Below are 21,971 nucleotides of genomic sequence, written 5' to 3' on the forward strand. Positions count from 1 at the left end.
ATATCGGCAGCGTCCACCACCGCCCGGCACCCACCGATATCGAAATCCCCATAGAGCATCGCCTGCGGCCCGCGGGTTCGGGCACCGAAGACTTTCCGACGCCTGGCGGCGTCCGAAACTCTCAACGAAAGCGGACTGTCCACTTTCAAGCGCCCAAGACCCATATCGGCCTCTCAACCAGCTAATCGCGAGTGGAGCCCAAACAACCTACGGCGCACGTGGGCACTGGCACGCATGGCCATAGAAGCGCGACAGATCTTACTTGCAGCGCAGGGGTTTGGCGTTCCCCGCCCCGAGCGGCCAATCAGTGTTCGAATCGGAGAGATTGTTCAGTTCTCCTGGCCTGAGAATGAACGGTCGTTTTCAGGACGGTGAGCTACCGACAGCTACCGCCTGTGAGTTCAATGCGAATGGGGCGCTCTCGACGGTTGCGTCGTCGTTGGAGATTGGCAGCAAGGCATCCGCCGCCGAATGGCCCGGGCGGTCGTCGTTTCAGTGCGCTTGAGGATTGCGCCGATAGAGCTCGGGCAGGATGAACGCACGAAGGAGCAAAATTCACTCCTTTCGGGGACTTTGCACCCGATGACTATGTCCGAAAGCCCGGATCGAGCCGGTCGAGCCGACGCAGCAGCGCGGGCCAGGCGAGTGCCTCGGCCTTCGCGACTCCGGCGGGCGGGGTCTGTTGCCTGACCTTGTCGGCAACGCCATCCGGCGGCGCGAGGAGCCGATCGAGACCGGCAGCGAGCATCGTCACCTGCGCCTGGCACGCGCGTTCGAGAAAATAGCGCCGCAGGGAGCACTCGCCCGGCCGCTGGATCGCGACCGGCACGTGGCGGACACAATTGTCAGCCCGTCGCGCGGCACGCCTCCGCGAAGGTCTTAACGGGAATCACCGTTGCAGTCGAACCAGCGGTCTTTGCTCGCCTAATACCAGTGGCTCTACTTCTATTTTGCAGCAAGAGTTACTTCAAGACCGTGAAAGATCCTTGCCACAGTGCGCCTGATCATCACGGAGTTCTGATAAACACAAGAAATTAACATCCATTTTGAATATAAAACACAGCTTGACTCTGAATGTGTGTTAGGTGATGCCAGCCATCGCAACTAAAGTATTTGCAGTGCGAGTCTAGTCTGACATAATTTAGGGGAAACTAGAGTCATGCCTCCCGGACTGGGCAGTCGGAGCGTACGCATCGCTGTCCTGGATGGCCGAGTTGATCTCGAACATGATTGTTTTCGATCGTCAACTATTAGTCAGATAGATAGTTTGATTCCATCTGAAGTTCCGTTGACAGACGCGATGGCTGCTCATGGAACTCATATTACAAGCATAATTTTCGGCCAGCATGGTAGTGATGTTGAAGGACTTGCGCCACACTGTACTGGAATTGTAATTCCGGTTTTCTGTGAGGCGCGCCGGAGTGTTTCGCAACTCGATTTAGCGCGCGCCATCGAACTGGCAGTTGATCACGGTGCTCACATCATCAACATCAGCGGTGGTCAACTAACCGACGAGGGTGAGGCCGACGTCTGGTTGCACAATGCCATGCGGCTGTGCCGTGATCGCAATGTCCTGGTTGTGGCGGCCGCGGGAAATGACGGGTGCGAATGCCTGCACGTACCAGCGGCGCTGCCGATGGTGTTGGCTGTCGGTGCGCTGGATTCCGAAGATAGACCCCTGGAGTTCAGCAACTGGGGGGCCGCCTACCGCGCGGCGGGCTTGATGGCCCCAGGGCAAAACATCCTTGGCGCCAAACCTGGTGGTGGAACAGCGCGCAGGAGCGGCACGAGCTTCGCGGCGCCGATTGTAACGGCCGCCGCCGCGCTGCTGTTGAGTCATCAGGCCGATCGCGGCGAAACGCCGGATCCTCACCAAATCCGGCAGTTGCTGCTCGAGAGCGCACGATCGTGCGACGGAGTCGAACTGAATGCTTCCGGCCGGTGTCTGGCGGGAAAATTGAATTTAGCAGGTGCTTTCAAATTGTTAACCGGGAGGAGGCGACAGATGACTACGACGTCGAACACTGTGAGCGCAGCCGTTAGTCCTCAATGCGCGTGCGACGAGGGCGATCAAATAGCGCACGAGCCAGAGGCGATCACGCAGGCCGAAGCCGACGGATGGCATGGCGGCGCTTCACCTTCGGCCGCGCCATTCCTGGAAGAGGCACGCTCGCTCGCCTCGAGCGCCGTCGGCGGCAGCGGGTTGCGCGATAGGGGTTCGGGACCGGACGCCGGCGAGCGACCGTCCGCGGCGCGCGCCGTGACGGCGAGCGCCGCCCCGGACACAAGCACAGCTACTGGCATGGTCTATGCGCTCGGGCTCCTGGGATATGATTTCGGAAGCGAGGCGCGGCGCGATTCCTTCAAGCAATTGATGCCGCCGAGCAATCAGCTTCCGGCGAATCCCTATGATTCGCGCCAGATGGTCGATTATCTGGCGAACAACCTGGCTGAAGCCAGATCGCTGATCTGGACGCTGAATATCGAGCTGACGCCTGTCTATGCCATCGAGCCAGTCGGTGCGTTCGCCCGCGACGTCTACGAGGTTCTCCGCGCCATGCTTGCCGGTGAAATCCTCGCGGAGACCGATCCGGACTTCATTCAACGCGTGAGCATTCCCGGGTTGCTGACCGGGCGCACCGTGAGGCTGTTTTCGGGTCAAGTCGTTCCAGTTATCGAGCCGGTAAACACCCGCGGAATGTACGGCTGGAAGACCAACTCGCTGATCGATAGCGCCTTGAATCTCAGTGCCGGCAGCAAGTCGGACTCGGCCTTGGACGGGGTGATCCGCCTGACGTTGGATGGGTTCCTCAACCGCGTTTATTACGACTTGAGGAACCTTGGACGGACGTCGCATGACCGTGCGCTAAACTTCGCCGTCACCAACGCTTTTCAGGTCGCGACCACGTTCAGCGACGCCCTCGTCGCGGGAATGCAGCTCGACGAGATTTCGGTCGAGAAGAGCCCGTTCTGTCGAATGGACAGCGACTGCTGGGACGTAAAGCTGAAGTTCTTCGACCCGGAAAACAGCAATCGCGCGAAGAGGATCTACCGCTTCACGGTCGACGTAAGCGACCTCATTCCAGTCACGATGGGTGAAGTGCGATCCTGGACTTCAGCCGATTGATCTTCTGGAGTGTGCGGTCATGGACATCAAACCAATACTTTCCAAGCCGGTGACGCGTCCACATTTTGTCGATCCGTCGACATGCGTCGACCTGATGAACGGAGCGCAGGCCGACCTGTTGTCGATCGGTATCTTGTTGATCCACGGTGCGAATTACAACGATCCGGCGCCTTTCGTTTCACCGAGCTACGAACAGGTCATGAGTTCGGCCTTTGGGTATTCGGGCTTGGGATAATGCGATGAGCGCCAAGTCCATCGGAGCCGGCAACGGCAGCCGAACGGCCGTCTCGCAACACGAGGCGTGGCCGCGCGTAGCCGAGCAACGTCAACGAGGGATTTTCGAGATGGCAAGAAAAGCTCTGACAAAGAAGTCCAGCGAACCTTCGTATACCCCCAAGGATTGGCGACAGCCCGGGGGATTGGGGATGAGTTTCGGCTCGTTTCTCCAAATTCGAAAGTCCTCCCTGTCGGCGATGCCGGGAGGTTTGTTCAATTCCGCCGTCGCGACCGACGCAGGTTCGGATGATGGTGTTGATCGCGCGAAAGCTTCATTTCGAAGGGGCAGGATATGGGCGTGATATTGGCCTGTTCTTCGATCAAGCATCTCGTGGCGACGCCTTTGATCTCTGAAAATTGAAGAGGCCTAGATTACGTCGATGCTACCTGATCTCAGAAACCCGATCGACAACGATGAGACGCGGTTCGCAATGCCGCAGATCAAATCGCATTTCAGTGTCGAGATTGTTGAGCCGATGCATGTGTATCTGCTCGGTGAGCACACGTCCCATGTTCTAAACGGTCGTCTATATTGTATGATTGCGCCACTACTCGATGGTCGGCACTCCGTTGAAGACATCTATGGCTTGTTGGCGGATGTCGTCGCGCCGCATATCGTGGATCAGGTCATCGAGCGGCTCGATCGCCTTGGCTATCTTGACGACGGCACACACGGGCTTGCTCCTGGCGTGGCGGCGTTCTGGAGCGAGCTTGGCTTCGATCCGTGCGACGTCGCGGTCCGCCTGCGAAAGAGCAGCATCGCGTTGACGGCGATTGGCGAGGCGTTCGTCGAACCGCTCGCGGCACTGCTATTGCAGGCCGGCCTGACCGTTGACGATGCGGGAACGGCGAACGGGGTGGCGGCTATGCTGCCCGATCTGCACGTCGTCGTGACCGACGACTATCTGCGCCCGGAAATCGAGCAGATCAATCGCACCGCGCTGGAAACTGGGCGCCCCTGGATGCTGGTCAAGCCGGCCGGCAGCGTGGTTTGGCTCGGCCCGATCTTCGTGCCGGGCGAGACCGGCTGCTGGGAGTGTCTGGCGCAACGCCTTCGCGGCAACACCGAAGTGAAAGCGTCGATCATCCGCCAGCGCAAAGCCCTGGCAGGGCAACGCGACTGTCTGCCGACGTCGCTATCGATCCTGCCTTCGACGATGGCACTGGCGCTGAACTGGGCGACGACGGAAATCGCCAAATGGGTCGCGGTGCGATCAATAGGGCTTCCCGATCATGGGGCGGCAAAGGCTGAGACGCTGGCGGGCAAGATCCTGACGCTGGACCAGCTAACCCACGAGCACCGAACGCATGCGTTGCCGCATCGCCCACAATGCCCCAGCTGCGGAGACCCCCAGCTGGTCGGACGGCGAGGCTTCGAGCCGATCGAACTGAAATCTTCCCCGAAAGGCCACAACGATGGCGGCCATCGCTCGGTTTCGCCCGAACAGACACTAGATCGCTTTGGGCATCTGATCAGCCCGGTCTCCGGGGTGGTGATGGAGTTGTCGCGGATTTCCGATCCCTCCAGCTGCCTCGTCAACACCTACAAGTCCAGCCATAGCATGGGGGTCGTAGGGTCGCTGCGCGGTTTGCGCCGGATCCTCCGGCACACCGCTTCTGGCAAGGGCAAGACCGACGCCCAGGCACGCGCCAGCGGGTTTTGCGAGGCGATCGAACGCTATTCCTTCATCTATCAAGGCGACGAGCCCCGGATCGAAGGCACCTTGGCGGCGCTTGGCGATGCCGCGGTCCATCCGGAAAGCTGCCTGCTCATCAGCGAGGCGCAATATGTCGATCGGGAGGCCCTGAACGCCTCGCTGACAGTCGGCAACAACTGGATACCCCAGCGGTTCGACCCCGACCGATCGATCGAGTGGACCCCGGTCTGGTCGCTGACGCAGGGCCGCCGAAAATTCTTGCCGACCGCCTATTGTTACCTCTGGTATCCGCAGGAAAGAGATCACGAGTTTTGCCGGGCGGATTCGAATGGGAACGCCGCCGGCAACACGCTGGAAGAGGCGATCTACCAGGGCTTTCTTGAAGTAGTCGAACGCGATTGCGCGGCGATTTGGTGGTACAATTGCCTGAGGCGGCCCGCCGTCGATCTGGCAAGCTTCGACGACCCTTATTTCCGCGATCTTGAGCGATTCTATCGCGATATCGGTCGGGAAATATGGGTGCTGGACCTTACCTCCGATTTGGGAATCCCCGTAATGGCGGCGGTGTCGCGAAGGATTACGGGAGAGTCCGAGCGCCTGATCATCGGCTTTGGCGCGGATTTGGACCCCGCGATCGCCATCACCCGCTCATTGACAGAGATGAGCCAAGTCGGCCTCGAGCTCGACAAGATCCCAGACGAGCAGATCGACCCCGAAAGCGCCGAATGGCTGATCAAGGCAAGGCTGGAAGACAATCCGTTCCTGATGCCCGATCTGACAGTGCCGGCCAGGAAATCAGGTGATTTCGCTACGATCAAGACCGACGACATTCGCGATGATGTCGAGGCGGCAATCGCGGCTGCCCGGCGCGTCGGCCTCGAGGTTCTGGTTCTCGACCTGACCCGGCCGGACATTGGACTCAATGTTGTCAAGATAGTCGTGCCGGGCATGCGCTTCTTTTGGCGGCGGTTCGCGCAGGGGCGCCTTTACACTGTGCCTGTTGAGCGGAGTTGGCTGAGGGAGCCGACACCGGAGGCTTCGCTCAACCGCACGCCGATGCCGTTCTAGTCTTCGCCGTGAGATTCCGCGGGCAGCGGGATCCAACGGCGCCCGAGCTTCTTCCGATGGAAGAAGGAGTTGCGCGGCCCACTCGAAGCGGTCGAACCTGTGTCACTTAGCCCAAGGAGTAAGTCACATGAATACTCAAATCAGACCGATCCAGACTGCGCCTGTCGCTCGTAACGTCGTCGGCAACGACCTGCTGGCCGAACTGTCGGAAGAAACGCTCGTCGGCGTGACTCCCTCGGTCAGTGTTACCCTGCCGTGCGGCATCTCGGCCACCGTGACCTGCGCTTATTCGGGAAGCCCCGAATAAGGGATCGACGGCAACAACCAGCGGATCGTCGCTAGGTACATCTCGTGACGATCTGTCGGGCTGTGAAACGGAACGTCCGCCACATTGATGGCGGACGTTCTCCCGGCCAGCGAACAGCGAGTCCAGCGGTGGAACAGATGTGGCGACTATCAGGCGGAAGGGAAGTCCGATGAGCGATGCGCCTCCGGAACCGTCACGCGAAGCGACGACCGACGTCTTTTCCCGTTTCGCCGTCGGACCGTCGAGTGCGAGGCGCGTGACTGCGTCGGGCAGCGACGTCGAGAATCGTTCATTGGCAAAAGCCGCCCTGACGCACTTGCATGGCATCAGATACCGCCACGATCTGGACGACCGCATTTCGGGCCTTAACGACCTGCGGAGCCTGACCCTGGGCGATCCGAGAGTCACCATCGTCATTCTCGACGGCGATCCCGACCTGACGCTGTCCTCGCTTCGCAGCAGCCGGATCACCAAGCTATACCCCGATTGGCACGACCGCGCCGTGCCGATCACCGTCGAGCAACACGCGCTGTTCCGCGAGATCGCCGAGAGTGACCTGCCGAATGAGCAGAAGGAAGAGCGATTCCTGGCCGCATTCTCGCCAAGTCTCCTGTTCCGGTTCATGGTGGACCGTCACGCAACCCACATCACCAGCGTCATCGCGGGACAGCTCAGCGCACCGGTGCTTGGGATTGCGCCCGATTGCCGGGTGATCATCGTGCCACTGAACGAAGCGGGCGATCCGGCCGAATTTCTATCACCGCTCAACTTGGGCCGTGCGCTCGATCTGGCGCATGGCTTGGGCGCCGACATCATCCACTGCTCAGCCTGTGTGCCGACCCAGACCGACGCACCCCATGAACTGCTGGCACGCGCGATCCAGAGATGCGTCGACGACAATATCCTGATCATCGCGCCCGCGGGCAACAATGCCGGCGAATGCCGCTGTATTCCCGCAGTGCTCCCCGGAACGCTCGCGGTCGGCGCATTGAAGGACGATGGCGCGCCATTCAAGTTCAGCAATTGGGGTGGGCACCATTCGAGCAACGGCATCATGGCGCCGGGCGAAAAGGTCATCGGCGCGCAGCCGGGCACCGAAACGCCGGTTCGCGAGATGGGTACCAGCGTAGCAGCGCCCATCGTCACCGGAATCTCCGCGTTGTTGATGAGCCGGCAATTGCAGACCGGTCGCCCGATCGATGCGGCGGCGATCCGCGCGGCACTGCTCGACACTGCGCGCGCCTGCGATCCCGACGTATCCGGCGAGCCCGAACGCTGTCTTCGCGGTGTGATCGACCTGCCCGCGACCTATAGCACCTTGTTCGCAACCGGCGGCGCCGGTCGCCCGACCGAGCAGGCCGCAGCGGCGCCTCGATCCGGCGTCGTTGCCAGCATCACCCCCGCGCTGCCTGAAGAGACGCCTAAGGCGGCTGCGGCGCCGTCCGCCGCGCCCGGGGCGCCCCTCGCCGCCCCGGCGCAAGCCGCGGTGCGTGCCGCAGGGGAGGGCTCGATTGAGCCCAGCACCGCGCATTCGGGCTTGGTCTATGCGCTTGGTAGCTTGTCCTACGATTTCGGATCCGAGATAGGGGTGCAGGAATTCGAGCAATATATGGATCGAGAGGCGAGGCTTGGCGGCCTGGATCCCGCGACTCCCCGTGTCGTGGGAGACTTGATCAAGTATCTTGAGGCGAACCCCACCGAACGCGATTGCCTCATCTGGACCTTGGTGATCGATGGTACGCCGGTTTACGGGCTCGTGCCCGACGGTCCCTTCGACGACGCGATATACGATGTTTTCCTCCAACTCCTGGCTGGCCAGGCCGCGGCGCGAGAGACCACCGATTTCATCGAGCGGATCAGCATTCCGGGTCGTCGGACCGGCGAGACGATCAGACTCCATTCAAAAGCCAGAATACCCATCGTGGCCGTGAGCGACTTGCGCGGTATTTACGGCTGGAAAATCAACGCGCTGGTTGGCGATGCGGTGAACAGGATATACGGCGCACGGAAGAGTCGGGCGAGCCGGTTGCTACAGGACGCGCTGACCGATTTCCTCAATCGAATCTATTTCGATCTGCACAATCTTGGCCAGAAGTCACGCGATCGCGCAATGAATTTTGCGGCGACGAACCTATTTCAGGCGGCATCGGTCTTCGCTGAGGCCATCGACGAAGGCCGTGAGTTCGACACTATGGTCGTCAAACAGAGTCCGTTGTGTCGAATGCATAGTGATTGTTGGGACGTGTCCTTGACGTTTTTTGATTCCGGCGATGAGAAACGCGCGGCGAAGATTTTTGAGTTCACGATTGATGTATCCGATATCGTGCCTCTCACAGTCGGCAATGTGAAATCCTGGTTCAGAAAGCGCGGTCGTTAGCTGATTGACTGCTCCTGAGGGACGCTCACACCCTATCTGTGAAAATCCTCTCCCCCTTGACGGGCAAGCGCTCGCTGAGAGTTGGCGCAACCGAGAAATCGAACTCCAACACGCGCACGCGCTCGGCGCAGGCCATCTGGGGTCAACTGCCAAAATGAGTAGAAGCCGCAGTCGGGGTGCGGATGTCTGAATTTTCACCCGCAGAGGTGACGGGGTTTGCAGATGGAGCGTTCGATTTCGGATGGGAAGCGGATATGCGAATGCGGCGACGCTTAAGCTCGCTGCCGCCACACAGCAGAGGACGTACGCTGGACAGGTGACCGCTCCATAGTATGCTGCCGACCAAATCAGGGAAAGGCATCGGTATGCTGAGGCGGATTCTAGCGGTCCTCTTCGCCCTGCTCCTTGCCGTGCCTGCGCAGGCACAACGTTCAGACGCTGGTTTCACCGCAAGGCTCCACCGCATCGCCGTTCAACTCGGCGTGCCTGGTTTCAGCGTCGCCGTCGTGCAGGATGGCAAGATCGTCTACCGCCACCAGGAAGGCGTAACCGACCGGACCAGCGGTGCCGCGGTCGCTCCCGATTCGCTGTTCGCCATCGCTTCGGTTACCAAGTCGATGACCGGAATCATCCTCGCACAGCTCGAGAGAGAGGAGTTCGACAGGAAACTCGCGCTCATCGCAAGGACGAATGAGACGCGCTGAACCGAGGAATACCGCTCCGTTCGGACCATGAACCTGCGGTCGCTTTCGGGATAGCTGCTGTTCACCTGTGTCGGGTGCTTTCAGCAGCATTGGGCGCGCTCACGTCGGAAGCGGACATGGCCGGTCGATCGCCTCCCCTTCTGCGCTATCCTTCCTGGCGATGAGCATTGCCAAGGCAATGCAGCCGTTCCACCAGCCGCATGACGTGCGTACGCGCCTCCCCTGGCCGCCGAACGATCCAGAAGCCGCGCTCGCGTGGCGCGGCCGGGCCGGGCAGCGTTACAAGTCCGGCCTCGGTAATCGCTGCCTGCGCGAAGGGCAGCCTGGCAAGCGCGATCCCGAGGCCGGCGCGCGCCCCTGCCACCAGCAGGTCATAGTCCTCGAAATGCCGGTCGCGTTGGTCACGTCGATAATCGAGGCCCGCCACTGCCATCCAGTCACGCCAGTCGCGGGTGTCCGTGTCGTGCAGCAGCGGATGGTCGGCGATTCTCGCAGGGCTGTCTCCCACTGCCCGGGCGATCGCGGGGGTGGCAACGGGAACGATCACCTCATCGAGCAACCTCTCCGCTGCCACGCCTGTCCAGCCGCCAGTTCCGACACGGATGGCGAGGTCAGCTTCGCGCAGGTCCAGCCGGGTCATGCGGTGCTCCGTTACGAACTGGACGGTCAAGTCGATCGGAGAACCCTGCAGCGCGACGAGTCGCGGCATCAGCCACAGGCGGGCAAATGACGGCAGGACGCTGACCCGCACGGTCGCGACTTCCCGTGGCATGCGCCCGCTCGATGCAAAGTCGGCCAGCGCACCCAGCGATCGTTCCGTCCGCCTCACCAGTGCCGCACCGAGCGGCGTCAGTCGTACGCCGCGTCCATGCCGTTCGAACGCCGGCGCGCCGAGCCAGCGCTCCACGGCGTGAATGCGGCGGCTGACCGCTCCATGGGTCAATCCCAGTTCTTCGGCCGCCGCGGACAGCGATCCGCAGCGCGCAGCGCCGAGCAAGGCGACGAACGCCTCGGTCGCCGGCAGCGCCGCCAAGCTGTGAGTAAATTGCACATCAGCAGGCATATTGATAACGTATCACGGGTGCATTCCACAGCCTAGCAGCGGATCGCTTCTTGTGGAGGGTTGGTATGACTGCAAATTTCCTGCCGGTCGAAATTGACCGGGTGACCCCGGTCATCATCGGCCCAGGTTGCCTGCGACGCGACCTGCCCTCGCGCGTCGGCGTCCGCATCTGGGTCGTCGACATGGCGCCCGGCGCTCATTGGCCATATGTCGATCATCACGACGTGCAGGGCGAGGACATCCTGGTGGTGAGCGGCGAGCTGATCGAGGACGAACAGCGCTTCGGGCCCGGCACTTTCCTCCACTTCGGCCCCGACAGCAGCCATCGGCCACAGACGAAAACCGGGGTCAGGTTATTCGGGTTCAATCTGCACCTCCCGTCGGGTCGGGGTTGATGGGGATGATCTTCGAGCGCCCGCTCAGGATGCTCGCGCTGTTGGTGTCGGCGGCGGCGATGATTTTCGCGGCGGCACCTGCCCATGCGGAACACCTGCGCTACAGTTGGCAGTCCGTCGAGGGGGTTCATCTCTTCTTTCGTGAGGGCGGGCCGGCCAACGGGTCAACGATCGTTTTCCTCCATGGCAATCCTGCGTCGTCGATCATGTACGAGGAGGTGATGCGGCGGCTCGCCGACAAGGGAATGCATGTGATCGCGATGGATTATCCGTCGTTCGGCTATTCCGATGCCCCGGACCGCGCACGATACCGCTACGACTTCGACCATCTCGCGGCGACGGTCGCCGGCTTCCTCAAGGCGCGCGGGATCAACCGCTATGCCCTGTACATGCAGGACTATGGCGTGCCGTCGGTTTCCGGCTGATCGAGGCACACCCGGATACGGTGACGGCGATCATGGTCCAGAACGGGGTGATCCACCTCGACGGTTTCCCGACCGCGCAAGACCCGGAGGGCGAATTGCGTCGCCACTGGAGGCAGCGTAACCCCGTCATCGACGGGCGACGTACCGCCTATGCCAGGGGATTGGGATTTCCGTCTGCCGAGAACTGGACTGAGGATTCGGCGCTCAGTCCCGATGCCGAGTTGCTGATGACAGCGTCCGAACAACGTCCTGGCGTGATCGAAGCGCGCAACGACCTGTGGTTCGACTATGGATCCAACGTGGTGCGCTATCCCCGGTGGCAGGCATTGCTGCGCTCGCTGACGTTACCGGTGCTGGTGATCTGGGGCAGCCGGGACGATTTCTTCACGACGCCCGGCGCCCTGGCCTATCTCCGCGACGCGCCGCACGCAGAGGTGCACATACTCGACACTGTCCATTTCGCGACACTGGAGGACCCGGACCCCGTCGCTGCCCTGGTCTCCGCGTTCATGACGGAACACAAGCTGCAGTGAGCGCTCGAGCCGGGATCGATGTGATTTCGGTGACAATGGCTCGCGGTGATTGTTGCGTGGTTCGGGGCGGAGAAAAGCTGGCGCTGCCGTTTACCCGTGCCGGATGCCTTTGAGCGGCAATCAGAGACCGACCGGGTATCGAGCTATCGCGCCGGCCCGGTGGCGCGCCGCCATCCACGTCAAGTGATGACGCCGCGACGCCTGATCGGGTGCTGCCGTTCCAGTGCGATGCGTTTGGCAATCTCGCGATTCAGTTCGGTCGGGTGCTCGGCAAAGGCGCGTGGGGTCATGCCCGTGAAATATTTGATTTCGCGGATCACATGCGACTGGTCGTAGAAACCATTGGCCAGCAGATCATCGAGCTCGGGGTCGCCATGCGTCATCGCCACTGCCGCGCGCAGCGCGCGGTATTTGCGCGCCAGTTCCTTGGGCGGGGAACCGAAATAGCGTTTGCAGTTACGCTGGACCTGCCGCAGTGAAAGGCCGGTCAGTTCGATCAGGTCGTTGATATCGGGCGCGGTGGCATCGGCGAGCCATTCGTTCACCTGGCCCACGAACGCCTGATATACCGGTTGCTGCCGTGCCATGAGCGTGACCAGCATTTTGCCGATAATCCTGACCCGCGCATCGAAATCCTGCGTGGCACGCAGTTTCTCATGAACCTTGACAACGATGTCGCCGAAGAGATCCTTCGCATCGAACAACCGGTTCGCCGCAGCCGAGGCATCCATCGGCAGCAGCGCCGCCCAGCCAAGCGGCATCAGCCCAACGCCGATCGCCTCGGCCTCACCGTCGCAACTCAGGGTTGAAGATCCGGTGGTGGGGCCCAGAATATAGATGTCCGGCATCGCTTGTTCGGTACCGTCGACAAAGCGATAGCGGGCATTGCGGCCGCGCAGAATGAAGCGGAACTGCGCATAGTCGGCGCGGTCGACCGCTTCGAAGCGATCGTCGCTTTGCTGGAAATGGTAGAAAAACGAGAAATGATCGGCCAGCCTGGCATGCGGCTGGCGGAAATCCATCTTCAGATTCGACATGCGCGACAACCCAGTCGATGATGTTTCTCAACCTACATCGCTAGGGGAAATTGTCGTTTTTCACAAACATAACAAATGAAACCGACCTGACCCTTCGACACGGCCCTGACGCTGTCATGCACGCCATCGCCGCGACGGATACGGGATATTTGACGAACGGCCGACATTGGCCGCCCTGCCGCCAATCCCCGACAAGGCGTCAAACCGACAATTTGGCGTCGCCCTCAAGCATCCGCCGCGTCAGCCTCGGCGGCGTGCCAGGCTGCCACAGGCGTGCCTGGTGCGATACGCGGTAGCGAAGCGGGCCGCCATCGGGTGTGATCGCGCGCGCGACAGGGCGAACAATGCAGACGAATTCGCTGTCGATCCAATCGGGCCCGGCGCTGACCACGGCATAACCGTGCCCGGCCATGTCGACGAATTCCAGATGGGGCGCGACGTCGGGATTGGTCAGCGCCCGGGCCTTCGCGATGTCGCCGCTCGCCGCATATTCGAGCGCCGCGCGCACCCCGCGCTTCAGCATCAGGTTGATCGTCGCCTCGGGCTGAGCCCCCGGTGCCTTGCGCACGAACAGCGGGAGCAGGGGAAAATCCTTCCAATACTCGGTCGCTTCGGCCAGCCCGGGCGCGGAGATCGAACCGGTGATGAAGCTGATCCCGACCGGGGCGAACCCGGCGGGCGGCAATGCCGGCGCGGCATAGCCGGCCCAGAAGCTGTGGCGGTCGCCCGAGACGGTGACGAAGCCCGACACCTTCTGGTCGCGAACGGTGTCGTAGATTTCCGCGCGCTCGGCGAACGCGCCGCTGAAATCGCCACCGCCGAAGGTGCCATAGCCTTTGCCCGGCCATGCCGTCTTCACCAGGCCGGCGGGCAGGTTCTGCGGATCGGTTCGCATGTCGAGCGTGCCGTTGGTCGCGCCCCAGATTTTCCAGGTCGCGGTCGACCGGGTCAACCTGTCCTTGAGCCACGCTTTCTGCTCGCGGCCGAGCACGGTGTAAGCGGGCTCGTCCTTGCGATAATTGGGGATGGTCTTGTCGCCGATCGCGATGGTCGCGGGCGGCTTGCCGCCGGCATAGTCCTTTCCGCCATCGACGATCTCCAGCGCTTCCTGCGGCGTCACTGGGAAATCGTCCAGATTGAGCGGCGCCGCCTCGGGCCGATCGGTCGGGTCCGCCATCTTGTAGCTGTGGAAGTCAGTCAGGATCAGCTCGACGTGTCGACCGTAGCGCAGCGCGCGATAGGCGGTCATGCTGCCGACCGCGGTGCGATTATTGGGTTCGGTGCCGAAACCATGATCATCGAATGTCTCGATCGCCGCGGTCGTCACGGCGGGCGGGCGAAACTGATCGAGCCCGGCACCCGATGCCTTGCGGACGCGCGACGGGATATATTCCCACCACGCCTGGTTGGCGGCGACGCGCAGCGGCTGCGCGGGCTCTACCTTACCGTCATATTTGATAAAGCTCTGCCAGCCCTGCCAGGAGAATTCGTGATTGTCGCCGATGCACACGAACGGGAAATGCGCCCGCGCATCCTGGATGTCGGGGTCGTCGATATGCGCGCGGTAGATGTGGCGATAGCCGGCCAGGTTGGTCGGTACGTGGAAATTGCTGACCTTGCGTGAATCGGGTACCCGGCCAAGGTCGTAGACGGTGCGCGAATAACGGTGCGGCACCTCGTCGGGATATTCGACCACTTCGTAAATGAAATCGCCGAGATGAAGCACAAAGCCGAGCTTGCGGTCGTCGGGCGCGCGCTCGTCCTCCCAGATCATCCGGCGAAACGCGTTCTGGGCGCCTTCGTTGACGCTCTGGCACGACACGAAAGCGAAGCGGACCGGGCGCCGGTCGGTGACGCGCGGGGCGGTGATTGTGCGTCCGATCCGGCTGCCCGCGCCCTTGTCGTCGGTAAAACGGTACCAGTAGATCGTCGCCGGCAAGAGGCCGCCCACGAGCGCGCGGCAGGTCCAGTCGGCCGCCGCCAGCACCGGCACGCGCGCCGTGGCGACGACGCGGCGGAAGCTCGCGTCCAGCGCCACTTCGACGGTCAGCGCATGCCGCTCGCCCTGGTCGAACGGCCGCCTTGTCCACAGCATGATGCTATGCTCATCCGGATCGCCCGAAGCGACGCCCTGGGGATATAGCGCGCGATCCTCGCGCCATGCGACGCGCGACGGTACGGCGGCCGATCTCGGCGCCCAGATGCCAATGACTCCGAGTAGCGCAGCGCTTGCCAGAAACTGTCGTCGATCCATCTCGCGCTCCCAGTTCGTGTCAGGCGATCGTTTCGCGGCCGCGACCTCTGGTCAAGCCGCCCTGCTGCCGCCGTCGCTGGAAATCATGGCAACGACCCCCTCGCCGAAAAAACCGCACCGCTCGTCCAGCGAACAGCCGCCCTCATTTCCCGGGATCGGTGTGCGCAACGTCCATGGCGGTCTTCGAAACGACCGCTTTCGACAGCTTCCAGTGCAAGGTCGAATGACCGGATCGGGACGTGTAGCTGACGCACGTGCCTCTGGATCGTGGATTGACGCGCGCTGTGCCGGAGCGGTCAAGCAGTGGTGAGTGACAATAGACCTTTCACTCATAGAAGCGCGACAGATCGCACTTGCAGCGCGGGGGTTTGGCGTTCTCCGCCCCGAGCGGCCAATCAGTGTTAAGGCATCCGCCGCCAAATAGCCCGGGCGGCCGTCGTTTCAGTGCGTTGGCGGATTGCGCCGATAGAACTCGGGCAGGATGAACGCACGTAGGAGCAAAATTCACTCCTTTCGGGGACTTTTCATCCGATGCCTATGTCCGAAAGCCCGGATCGAGCCGGTCGAGCCGACGCAGCAGCGCGGGCCAGGCGAGTGCCTCGGCCTTCGCGACTCCGGCGGGCGGGGTCTGTTGCCTGACCTTGTCGGCAACGCCATCCGGCGGCGCGAGGAGCCGATCGAGACCGGCAGCGAGCATCATCACCTGCGCCTGGCACGCGCGTTCGAGAAAATAGAGCCGCAGGAAGCACTCGCCCACCGTCGCGCCGACCGTAAGCGTCCCGTGATTCCGGAGGATCATCGCATGCTTGTCGCCAAGATCGTTGGCCAGCCGCTCGCGTTCATCGAGGTCGAACGCGATCCCCTCATAATCGTGATAGGCGACATCGTGCCCGATCGTCATCGCCGACTGGGTATTGGGCAGCAACCCGAACGCCATCGCAGATACCGCCTGGCCTTGCGGGGTATGGAGGTGCATCACCGCCGCAGCATCCTCGCGTGCCATGTGGATCGCCGAATGGATCGTGAACCCGGGCAGGTTGACCGAAGGGTCCGACACACCGACCGGATGTCCGTTGAGGTCGATCTTGACCAGGCTCGACGCGGTGATCTCCTCGAACGTCATGCCAAAGGAGTTGATGAGGAAATGGTGCTCGGGCCCCGGCACGCGCGCCGACAAATGGGTGAAGATGAGATCGTCCCATCCGAATAGCGCGACCAATCGATAGGCCGCGGCGAGGTCGACCCGCGCCTCCCACTCGCCGGGCGCCATGTCCGGTACGGACGCCACGTCAGGCAGCGCATCGGGTTTCCGTACGATCGTCGCCATCGACGTGTCTCCTTCATGCGCTTCCCGAGCTCGGGCTATCCTCGCGCAGCATAAAGCCGGAATCGGCGTGACAGAACCATCAGTATCGCCTGGGCGACGGTGAAGGCCATGCTTCAGTCCAGCATCGGCTCATAATCCGTGATTTCCAGATGCGCGGCGACGCCACATTGTTTCGGTTTGTCGAATGTTACCCCTGAGAGGACCTCGGCATTGGTGTGGACCGGATCGGCCCATAAGGTGGCCAGATGTGCGGGATCGTTACCCGATCCGAAGCGGCTTTCGAGGCCGCGATAGTCCGACGGAACCGAGGTCGCCGTGGGCACCACAAGCTCAGGATAGAGACGACCCGCCCACAGATCACCGGTGCTGGCAACATGGCCGCAGGCGTCGTGATCGATCATATCGAGCAACGGGGAGCCCGGAACAAATCGCAGGCTATTTTCCGAAGCCGGAAAATCTTCGCCCTGGAAAAGCGCGACGATCTCGTCCTGCTTGCGGTTGAGCTCGGCGGCACGGAATTGCGCTGACAGGAGCTGGGGGATACCCAATCCCCCGGCGTCCCGAGCAGCGTGCAGCAGCTTGTGGCGCATCGCGAATTGCCCGGGCGTGTCGAAGGCGCTGACCGAGACACGAAACTCGACCTTCAATTCGCCAAATCGCCGAAGGGTCTCCGGCTCGGCTTCGCGGAATGCCTTGGTGATGAAAATCATGTGGCGACCCGATGCCACGACAAGCTCCGCAAGCTCGAGCGCGAGATCCCATGCCCATGACGGGTCACTGTTCCATCCGTTTCGCAGATGGCCCTGCGTTGACGGCAATCCGTCCAGATCCGCTTGCAGAAGGTCCCGGTCCACTCGGTTGCGGACACGCTGGCCAAAGTCGAAGCCCGCCTCGAATGCCGAACGCGCGGCGAAGCAGCTGCCGTAGCACACGCTTGCAGCCGGAAGGCAGCCGTTGATGACGTCGGTCGTCAACGCATCATAGGGAAGGCCGCCCACCCGGCCCGCGCGGATCGGCTGCGAGACGAAGGCATGGAGCGGCTTCCGGCCGCGATATTCGTCGAACGCGCTGGCGGCCACACGCCGAAGCGTGCGCGCGGTAACTGTCTCTGCGATTAGGGTCACGCTATCCTCTCCACGGTTGAGTTAGCTAAAGCTTGTCCGCCTGGCGGCGTGTTGCCTGCAGCCGCCGCCTATGCCGGCTGCGATCCTCTGATCGGCATCAGAAGGGTCGCCGGTCATCGGCGACGTTTACCCGGTGCAGTTCGCGGCGCTCTTTATAGTCGTTCAAGGCAAGATGCTGCACACAGCGATTGTCCAAGATGGCAAGCGTGCCGGGCTGCCAGTGCAGCCGGGATGTGAATTCCGGCAACTGGGCGTGCTCATCGAGGAAGTCCAGGATCGGGCCGGACTCCTTTTCGGTCATTCCATCAAAGCGCTGGATATGTGGGCGGCTTGCGTAAAGCGCCTTCCGCTTCGTCACCGGATGCGTTCGCACGACAGGGTGCAAATTCTCCTTATCCGCCAGCGACAGGTCGCGGATGCGCACCATATCTCCAAGCTTCAGATCTTCGGTACCCGGGCCATGGACGCCGCGCGCGCAGAAGACGCCGAGCAATCCGCCCAGCACGGTCTTCATCCTTTCGGAAAGCGCGTCATAGGCCGCGTACATGTTTGCGAACATGGTATCGCCGCCGGATTTCGGGAGCTCGATCGCGTAGAGAAGCGTCGCCATTGGCGGGATCGGTTGAAAGGGTGAATCGCTATGCCAGAGGCCTCCGAAATTGAGGACCGTGCCCGGCTCCTTCGTCACCGCCACCACTTGCGGATGATCGGGCAAGGGTTCTGCAAACAGGTATCGCTCGATTTTCCCAAAGCGCGCCGCGAAGGCCACCTGATCGGATGGTGTCAGGCTTTGATCGGGAAAGGAGAGAACCTGGTAGCGGGCGAATGCCTCTTCGATCGCCTGCATTGTTTCGTCATCGAGCGTTTTCACATCCACCCCTTCGATGGACGCTCCCAACGCGCCACTCCAGGGCGTGATCGCCAGAGGTTCACGCTTCGCTGTCTGGATCGTGCCAGTGATCGATTCATGCAGGGACACGGTGCATCTCCTCGCTAGCGTCAACCTGAAAACCATCCGGGATCACGAACGGCTCGTCCGGGGCATAAATCTTCGCCCCGAGCAGCCAGCGATCTCCCTCGAATGCCTCGCGCCGGTGAATGACCTGAGTATTGTCATAGAGAAGAAGATCGTCAGATCGCCAGCTATGGCTATAGATGTTATCATGCGCAATCAACCTTCCAACAAGATCTTTGCACATAGCATCACTATCTTCTTCATCGACGTTCAGGAAGCGCCGAGTATTCTCGCTATGGTAGAGAAATTCGCGCCCGTCATGGGCGTTTTTCAGAATTACCGGGTGCGCCACTTCCACACGAGCCACGTTATCGTGCGTGTCGGCCGGGATTCTCGTTGACCAGAGATCGCGAAGCCGCTCAACCATCGCCGATGGCAAGTTCAGACTGGTGACCGCCGTGCTCGCGAAGCTGGTGTTGCCGCCTTCACGCGATGGCAAGCGGCAATAGAGCGACGCCAGCGATGCAGGATGCTCTCGAAACTCCTGATCCGAATGCCAGAAGTCCGTCCCCTGGCCACCGAACCCCCGCGCCTCGCCCTTTTCGGTAACAAGGTTCGTCAGTTGACTGACGTGCGGATTCTCCGTCCCGTGCGAAATCCGGCGTGCGGAAAGCTCAAGTTGTCCGTTTCCGATCCGTCGCGCGAAATGCTCATACTCGGCTTCCGCTAATTGCTGATCGGGAAACAACAGCAAGCCGTATGATGCGAGCACCCGTCGCAACTCAAGAACGTCGTCATCGGAGACGCTTCTCAGGTCGACCCCGGAAATCTCAACACCAAAACGCGCATGCAAGCGCCGCCCGACCTGAATCATCAGCGAACATCTCCCCGAGTCATCCTGCGACTTACTGCAACCTCAGTTCGCCGCCTTGATAAAATTGCTTAGGATAATGCATTCTAGGTAGCGCAACGCTATAATGGCAATGGTTGCGCAAAGACTGTAAAAATATTGTAATATGCGTGACCTTGAGTAGGAAGTCACGTGAAGCGCACTCGTGCATATGTTATAAGGTTATACGTAGAATCATCGTTTTCTGTATTTAGCACAAGTCGCATTATTGAGCAACGAATTGCTGATCCACTGCCAGGACAGGATAACGAAAGAGCCTGGCTGAACAGGCTTTGGCGACAGGCGCGACGCGACGGCTCCGACATGGGCCACCATGTGGTGGTAAGGCCGCGTTGACGTTCCGCGGACGCTGCCAAGCGGGTGTCCAACGGTACCCGCATAGGCACTGCCCTGGACCCTATTTATCCCGTCCGTGAGTCTTAACAGGCGGTCGCCAGGCCAACATGTATTTCTTTCTATTGGGCGATCGAGATTTTCAGCATGTCAGCGAGTTCACTCTCGAATTGCTCGATGCGCTGCTCGAGTATGAGCTGCTCGCGTGCTTTCGGGCTGTTTTTCAAGAATAGCGAGCATGATCGAGATGGATTACGGATACCATTCACACAGTAGGCAACCATTTTATTACTCGCTCCATCCCACAAGCTTGCGCCTTCCAGGAACGAGTAGGTCAGGCTGTTTCTCGAAATTTTCCGGAGCTCTGTGTATTTCAGGCCATGCTCGAAGAAGGCACGCATATACTCATAAGTCAGGTCATGTCGCAGGGTGCCGGAACTATCCGTGGAGAGAACAACCGGAACCCCGGCGGCGAGATACATGCGGAGCGGCTGTTCACTGCCTTTGACCCCAAGGATCACATCATTGCTGGTCAAATTGATTTCTACTGCGATCTGCTCATGTGCCATGCGCTTCAAAAGCTCGGCAGCGCCATCCTCGTAAGCGATATCGACGCCATGCCCGATCCGCTTGGCGCCTGCGATTTCGACGGCTTCACGAATGTGAAAGCGTAAATCCCGCGGCGGCACCAAGCCCAGGGTCAACTCCCCCGCATGCATCGTCAGCGTCACATTTGGGAAGCGCTGTTTGAAAAATGCAAACAGTCGCATATGCAAGCGGTAGTCCCGCAGGGCTATGGGGCCATCCTCGGGATTGAGGATATTAATCCCAACGATCCGGGGGTCCGCTTCGGCCAAAGCAAATCCAAGTGCGATGCGGCCGAATATCTGCTCGGGTTGTGCTTCCCGCTTCACCGTAAGGATATGCCGAACCGTTATCTCGCAGGCATCCTTTGGATATCGGGAATGGCAGCCATTAATGTCATCCGCCGTTTTCTGGATGAGATCCAGGTCGGATCGACCTCGGGCAACCGCCGCCCTGATCACAGGCGCGAGACGTGCAAGGCGACCGGCCATGTCAGCCTCATTCCAGGGTTCAGTCGCAAATTCGCGGGTATGTCCATTAATGTCGGGACCGACCATCAGTTCGGCATAGTGACTGTGACTCTCAACCGCCTGCTCTCGTGACGTCGCCAGTATGAACCCAATGTCTTCCACGCTCCCCAGGGTGCGTTGGAAGCCGCCAAAATATCGATCATGACCAGAAACGGTGGGATCGCCGACGCCTTGCCGAAACCCGCGCGCAGACATGGCGTCAATGGCATTGTTGTAGAGTTTGACGTCCCGCTCTTCCAGCCCGCGCAGGGGAACGCTGTCCGGACCCACGCAAGGTTGGGGCGATAGCTTTTTTGCTTTGATCTGCAGGCACCCATTCTGCCCGGCAGCCCAACGCAGATAATCTTCAGCGTAGGTGCCTCCATGATTGTGGAGGTCGGCGCCTTTGGGAAATTTCTGCAGGAGAAGCCGAAGCGTTGCCTGGGATCGTCCCGCCTGCGTGAACATCGCATCGAGCTCAACATCGGATAGCCTCTCTGGCGGACCGGCTGTCTGCGCAAACGCACCGGCACTACAGCCTAACAGCATGATCGCCGGCCTTGCGAATGCCAAGGCAAGCTGAGCGAACCTTGAAAGAACCGATCCTTTTGCAGACATGGCGCTCCCCCTGTTTGACGTGCGCAGCCCGGTGATGGTCACGAGCATATGCGACGGCCTCCCGCCTGGCGTCGGGCCTGCAGCTTGGTTGGCGTGAGCCGCCGGGCGATCAGATATGAGCCGACACAGCCGCCCATCCAGCCTATGCCGGCTCCTGCTCGAAGTGTAGTCAGAATGCCTCGAAATTCCGGCGCACCATATATGCTATTGGCGCCATAACGCTGATTTTATGGCTCTTGATCGCGGCAAAGACGGCGTGTCGCGTGGCCGGGTTCCGACGGCATCGCCGGCAATCGTCATCGCGCGCCCAATTGTCACTTTTGGCTCCTATAATGTCGGAAGCGCAGCATACCGATGCTGCCGCATGCGGCTTAGACATTCAATCG

At 61.0% G+C, this 21,971-nt stretch carries 20 protein-coding genes; 11 read left to right on the forward strand and 9 right to left on the reverse strand.

The annotated features are described in order from the left end of the window. Positions 1–185: hypothetical protein (locus OO12_RS29110; RefSeq protein WP_235364744.1), on the forward strand; the 185-nt coding region annotated here is incomplete at its 5' end. A gap of 401 nt (positions 186–586) precedes the next feature. Here the strand turns inward: OO12_RS29110 and OO12_RS28515 are convergent. Further along, the gene (locus tag OO12_RS28515) at positions 587–829 is read right to left on the reverse strand and encodes a hypothetical protein (RefSeq protein ID WP_034158643.1); all 243 of its coding nucleotides are present in this window, start codon (positions 827–829) and stop codon (positions 587–589) included. 330 nt (positions 830–1,159) lie between these two features. Here OO12_RS28515 and OO12_RS10485 point away from each other — a divergent pair, with 330 nt between their 5' ends. The 7 genes from OO12_RS10485 (at position 1,160) to OO12_RS10510 (ending at position 9,517) form a co-directional block, all read left to right on the forward strand. Beyond that, positions 1,160–3,127 carry a S8 family peptidase gene (locus OO12_RS10485; protein ID WP_034158644.1) on the forward strand — a complete coding sequence of 656 codons (1,968 nt, stop codon included), beginning with the start codon at positions 1,160–1,162 and terminating at the stop codon, positions 3,125–3,127. Positions 3,128–3,146: 19 nt separating this feature from the next. Then, a complete protein-coding gene (locus OO12_RS10490; RefSeq protein ID WP_034158645.1) occupies positions 3,147–3,362 on the forward strand; it encodes a cyanobactin biosynthesis system PatB/AcyB/McaB family protein in 216 nt (71 codons plus the stop codon). Between the two features lie 4 nt (positions 3,363–3,366). Beyond that, positions 3,367–3,705 (forward strand): hypothetical protein, encoded by a 339-nt coding sequence (locus OO12_RS27995; protein ID WP_152616352.1) that lies wholly within the window; start codon positions 3,367–3,369, stop codon positions 3,703–3,705. 78 nt (positions 3,706–3,783) lie between these two features. Beyond that, on the forward strand, positions 3,784–6,129 hold the full coding sequence (locus OO12_RS10495) for a TOMM precursor leader peptide-binding protein (RefSeq protein WP_200887439.1): 2,346 nt from the start codon (positions 3,784–3,786) through the stop codon (positions 6,127–6,129). A gap of 127 nt (positions 6,130–6,256) precedes the next feature. Further along, on the forward strand, positions 6,257–6,436 hold the full coding sequence (locus OO12_RS10500; protein ID WP_034158646.1) for a DUF5837 family cyanobactin class RiPP: 180 nt from the start codon (positions 6,257–6,259) through the stop codon (positions 6,434–6,436). A 502-nt stretch (positions 6,437–6,938) separates the two neighbouring features. Next, positions 6,939–8,813 carry a S8 family serine peptidase gene (locus OO12_RS10505; protein WP_235364745.1) on the forward strand — a complete coding sequence of 625 codons (1,875 nt, stop codon included), beginning with the start codon at positions 6,939–6,941 and terminating at the stop codon, positions 8,811–8,813. 332 nt (positions 8,814–9,145) lie between these two features. Beyond that, positions 9,146–9,517: a serine hydrolase gene (locus tag OO12_RS10510; protein ID WP_082006468.1), complete on the forward strand. Its 372-nt coding sequence runs from the start codon at positions 9,146–9,148 to the stop codon at positions 9,515–9,517. Between the two features lie 145 nt (positions 9,518–9,662). Here OO12_RS10510 and OO12_RS10515 read toward each other — a convergent pair whose 3' ends face one another. Continuing rightward, entirely contained in the window at positions 9,663–10,550 is an 888-nt protein-coding gene (locus OO12_RS10515; RefSeq protein ID WP_052215732.1) for a LysR substrate-binding domain-containing protein, read from the reverse strand. A gap of 95 nt (positions 10,551–10,645) precedes the next feature. On the opposite strand from OO12_RS10515, the gene OO12_RS10520 reads away from it, so the two are divergent. From OO12_RS10520 to OO12_RS26850, 3 genes are read left to right on the forward strand one after another with little or no spacing between them, the layout of a single operon-like run. Further along, a complete protein-coding gene (locus tag OO12_RS10520) occupies positions 10,646–10,975 on the forward strand; it encodes a cupin domain-containing protein (protein WP_034158648.1) in 330 nt (109 codons plus the stop codon). Between the two features lie 5 nt (positions 10,976–10,980). After that, complete coding sequence (locus tag OO12_RS26845) at positions 10,981–11,400, forward strand: alpha/beta fold hydrolase (protein ID WP_160296778.1); 420 nt, start codon at positions 10,981–10,983, stop codon at positions 11,398–11,400. 32 nt (positions 11,401–11,432) lie between these two features. Next, positions 11,433–11,933: an alpha/beta hydrolase gene (locus tag OO12_RS26850; RefSeq protein WP_235364746.1), complete on the forward strand. Its 501-nt coding sequence runs from the start codon at positions 11,433–11,435 to the stop codon at positions 11,931–11,933. 179 nt (positions 11,934–12,112) lie between these two features. Here the strand turns inward: OO12_RS26850 and OO12_RS10530 are convergent, their stop codons facing one another. The 7 genes from OO12_RS10530 to OO12_RS27470 all read right to left on the reverse strand — a co-directional run bounded on the left by OO12_RS10530 (position 12,113) and on the right by OO12_RS27470 (position 21,633). Then, entirely contained in the window at positions 12,113–12,970 is an 858-nt protein-coding gene (locus tag OO12_RS10530) for a helix-turn-helix transcriptional regulator (protein ID WP_052215735.1), read from the reverse strand. Positions 12,971–13,169: 199 nt separating this feature from the next. Continuing rightward, positions 13,170–15,224: an alkaline phosphatase D family protein gene (locus OO12_RS10535; RefSeq protein WP_034158649.1), complete on the reverse strand. Its 2,055-nt coding sequence runs from the start codon at positions 15,222–15,224 to the stop codon at positions 13,170–13,172. Positions 15,225–15,759: 535 nt separating this feature from the next. Continuing rightward, the gene (locus OO12_RS10540; protein WP_034158650.1) at positions 15,760–16,551 is read right to left on the reverse strand and encodes a class II aldolase/adducin family protein; all 792 of its coding nucleotides are present in this window, start codon (positions 16,549–16,551) and stop codon (positions 15,760–15,762) included. Positions 16,552–16,664: 113 nt separating this feature from the next. Next, entirely contained in the window at positions 16,665–17,630 is a 966-nt protein-coding gene (locus OO12_RS10545; RefSeq protein ID WP_052215736.1) for a hypothetical protein, read from the reverse strand. A gap of 142 nt (positions 17,631–17,772) precedes the next feature. Next, positions 17,773–18,654: a TauD/TfdA dioxygenase family protein gene (locus OO12_RS10550; protein ID WP_052215737.1), complete on the reverse strand. Its 882-nt coding sequence runs from the start codon at positions 18,652–18,654 to the stop codon at positions 17,773–17,775. Continuing rightward, positions 18,641–19,504, reverse strand: coding sequence for a TauD/TfdA dioxygenase family protein (locus OO12_RS10555; protein ID WP_052215738.1), 864 nt, complete (start codon positions 19,502–19,504; stop codon positions 18,641–18,643). The genes OO12_RS10550 and OO12_RS10555 overlap by 14 nt, the downstream gene beginning before the upstream one ends. A 491-nt stretch (positions 19,505–19,995) precedes the next feature. Next, a complete protein-coding gene (locus OO12_RS27470) occupies positions 19,996–21,633 on the reverse strand; it encodes an adenosine deaminase family protein (RefSeq protein ID WP_082006471.1) in 1,638 nt (545 codons plus the stop codon). Positions 21,634–21,971 lie beyond the last annotated feature (338 nt).

Source organism: Sphingomonas sp. ERG5 (assembly GCF_000803065.1).
In the GTDB taxonomy this organism is placed as follows: domain Bacteria; phylum Pseudomonadota; class Alphaproteobacteria; order Sphingomonadales; family Sphingomonadaceae; genus Sphingomonas.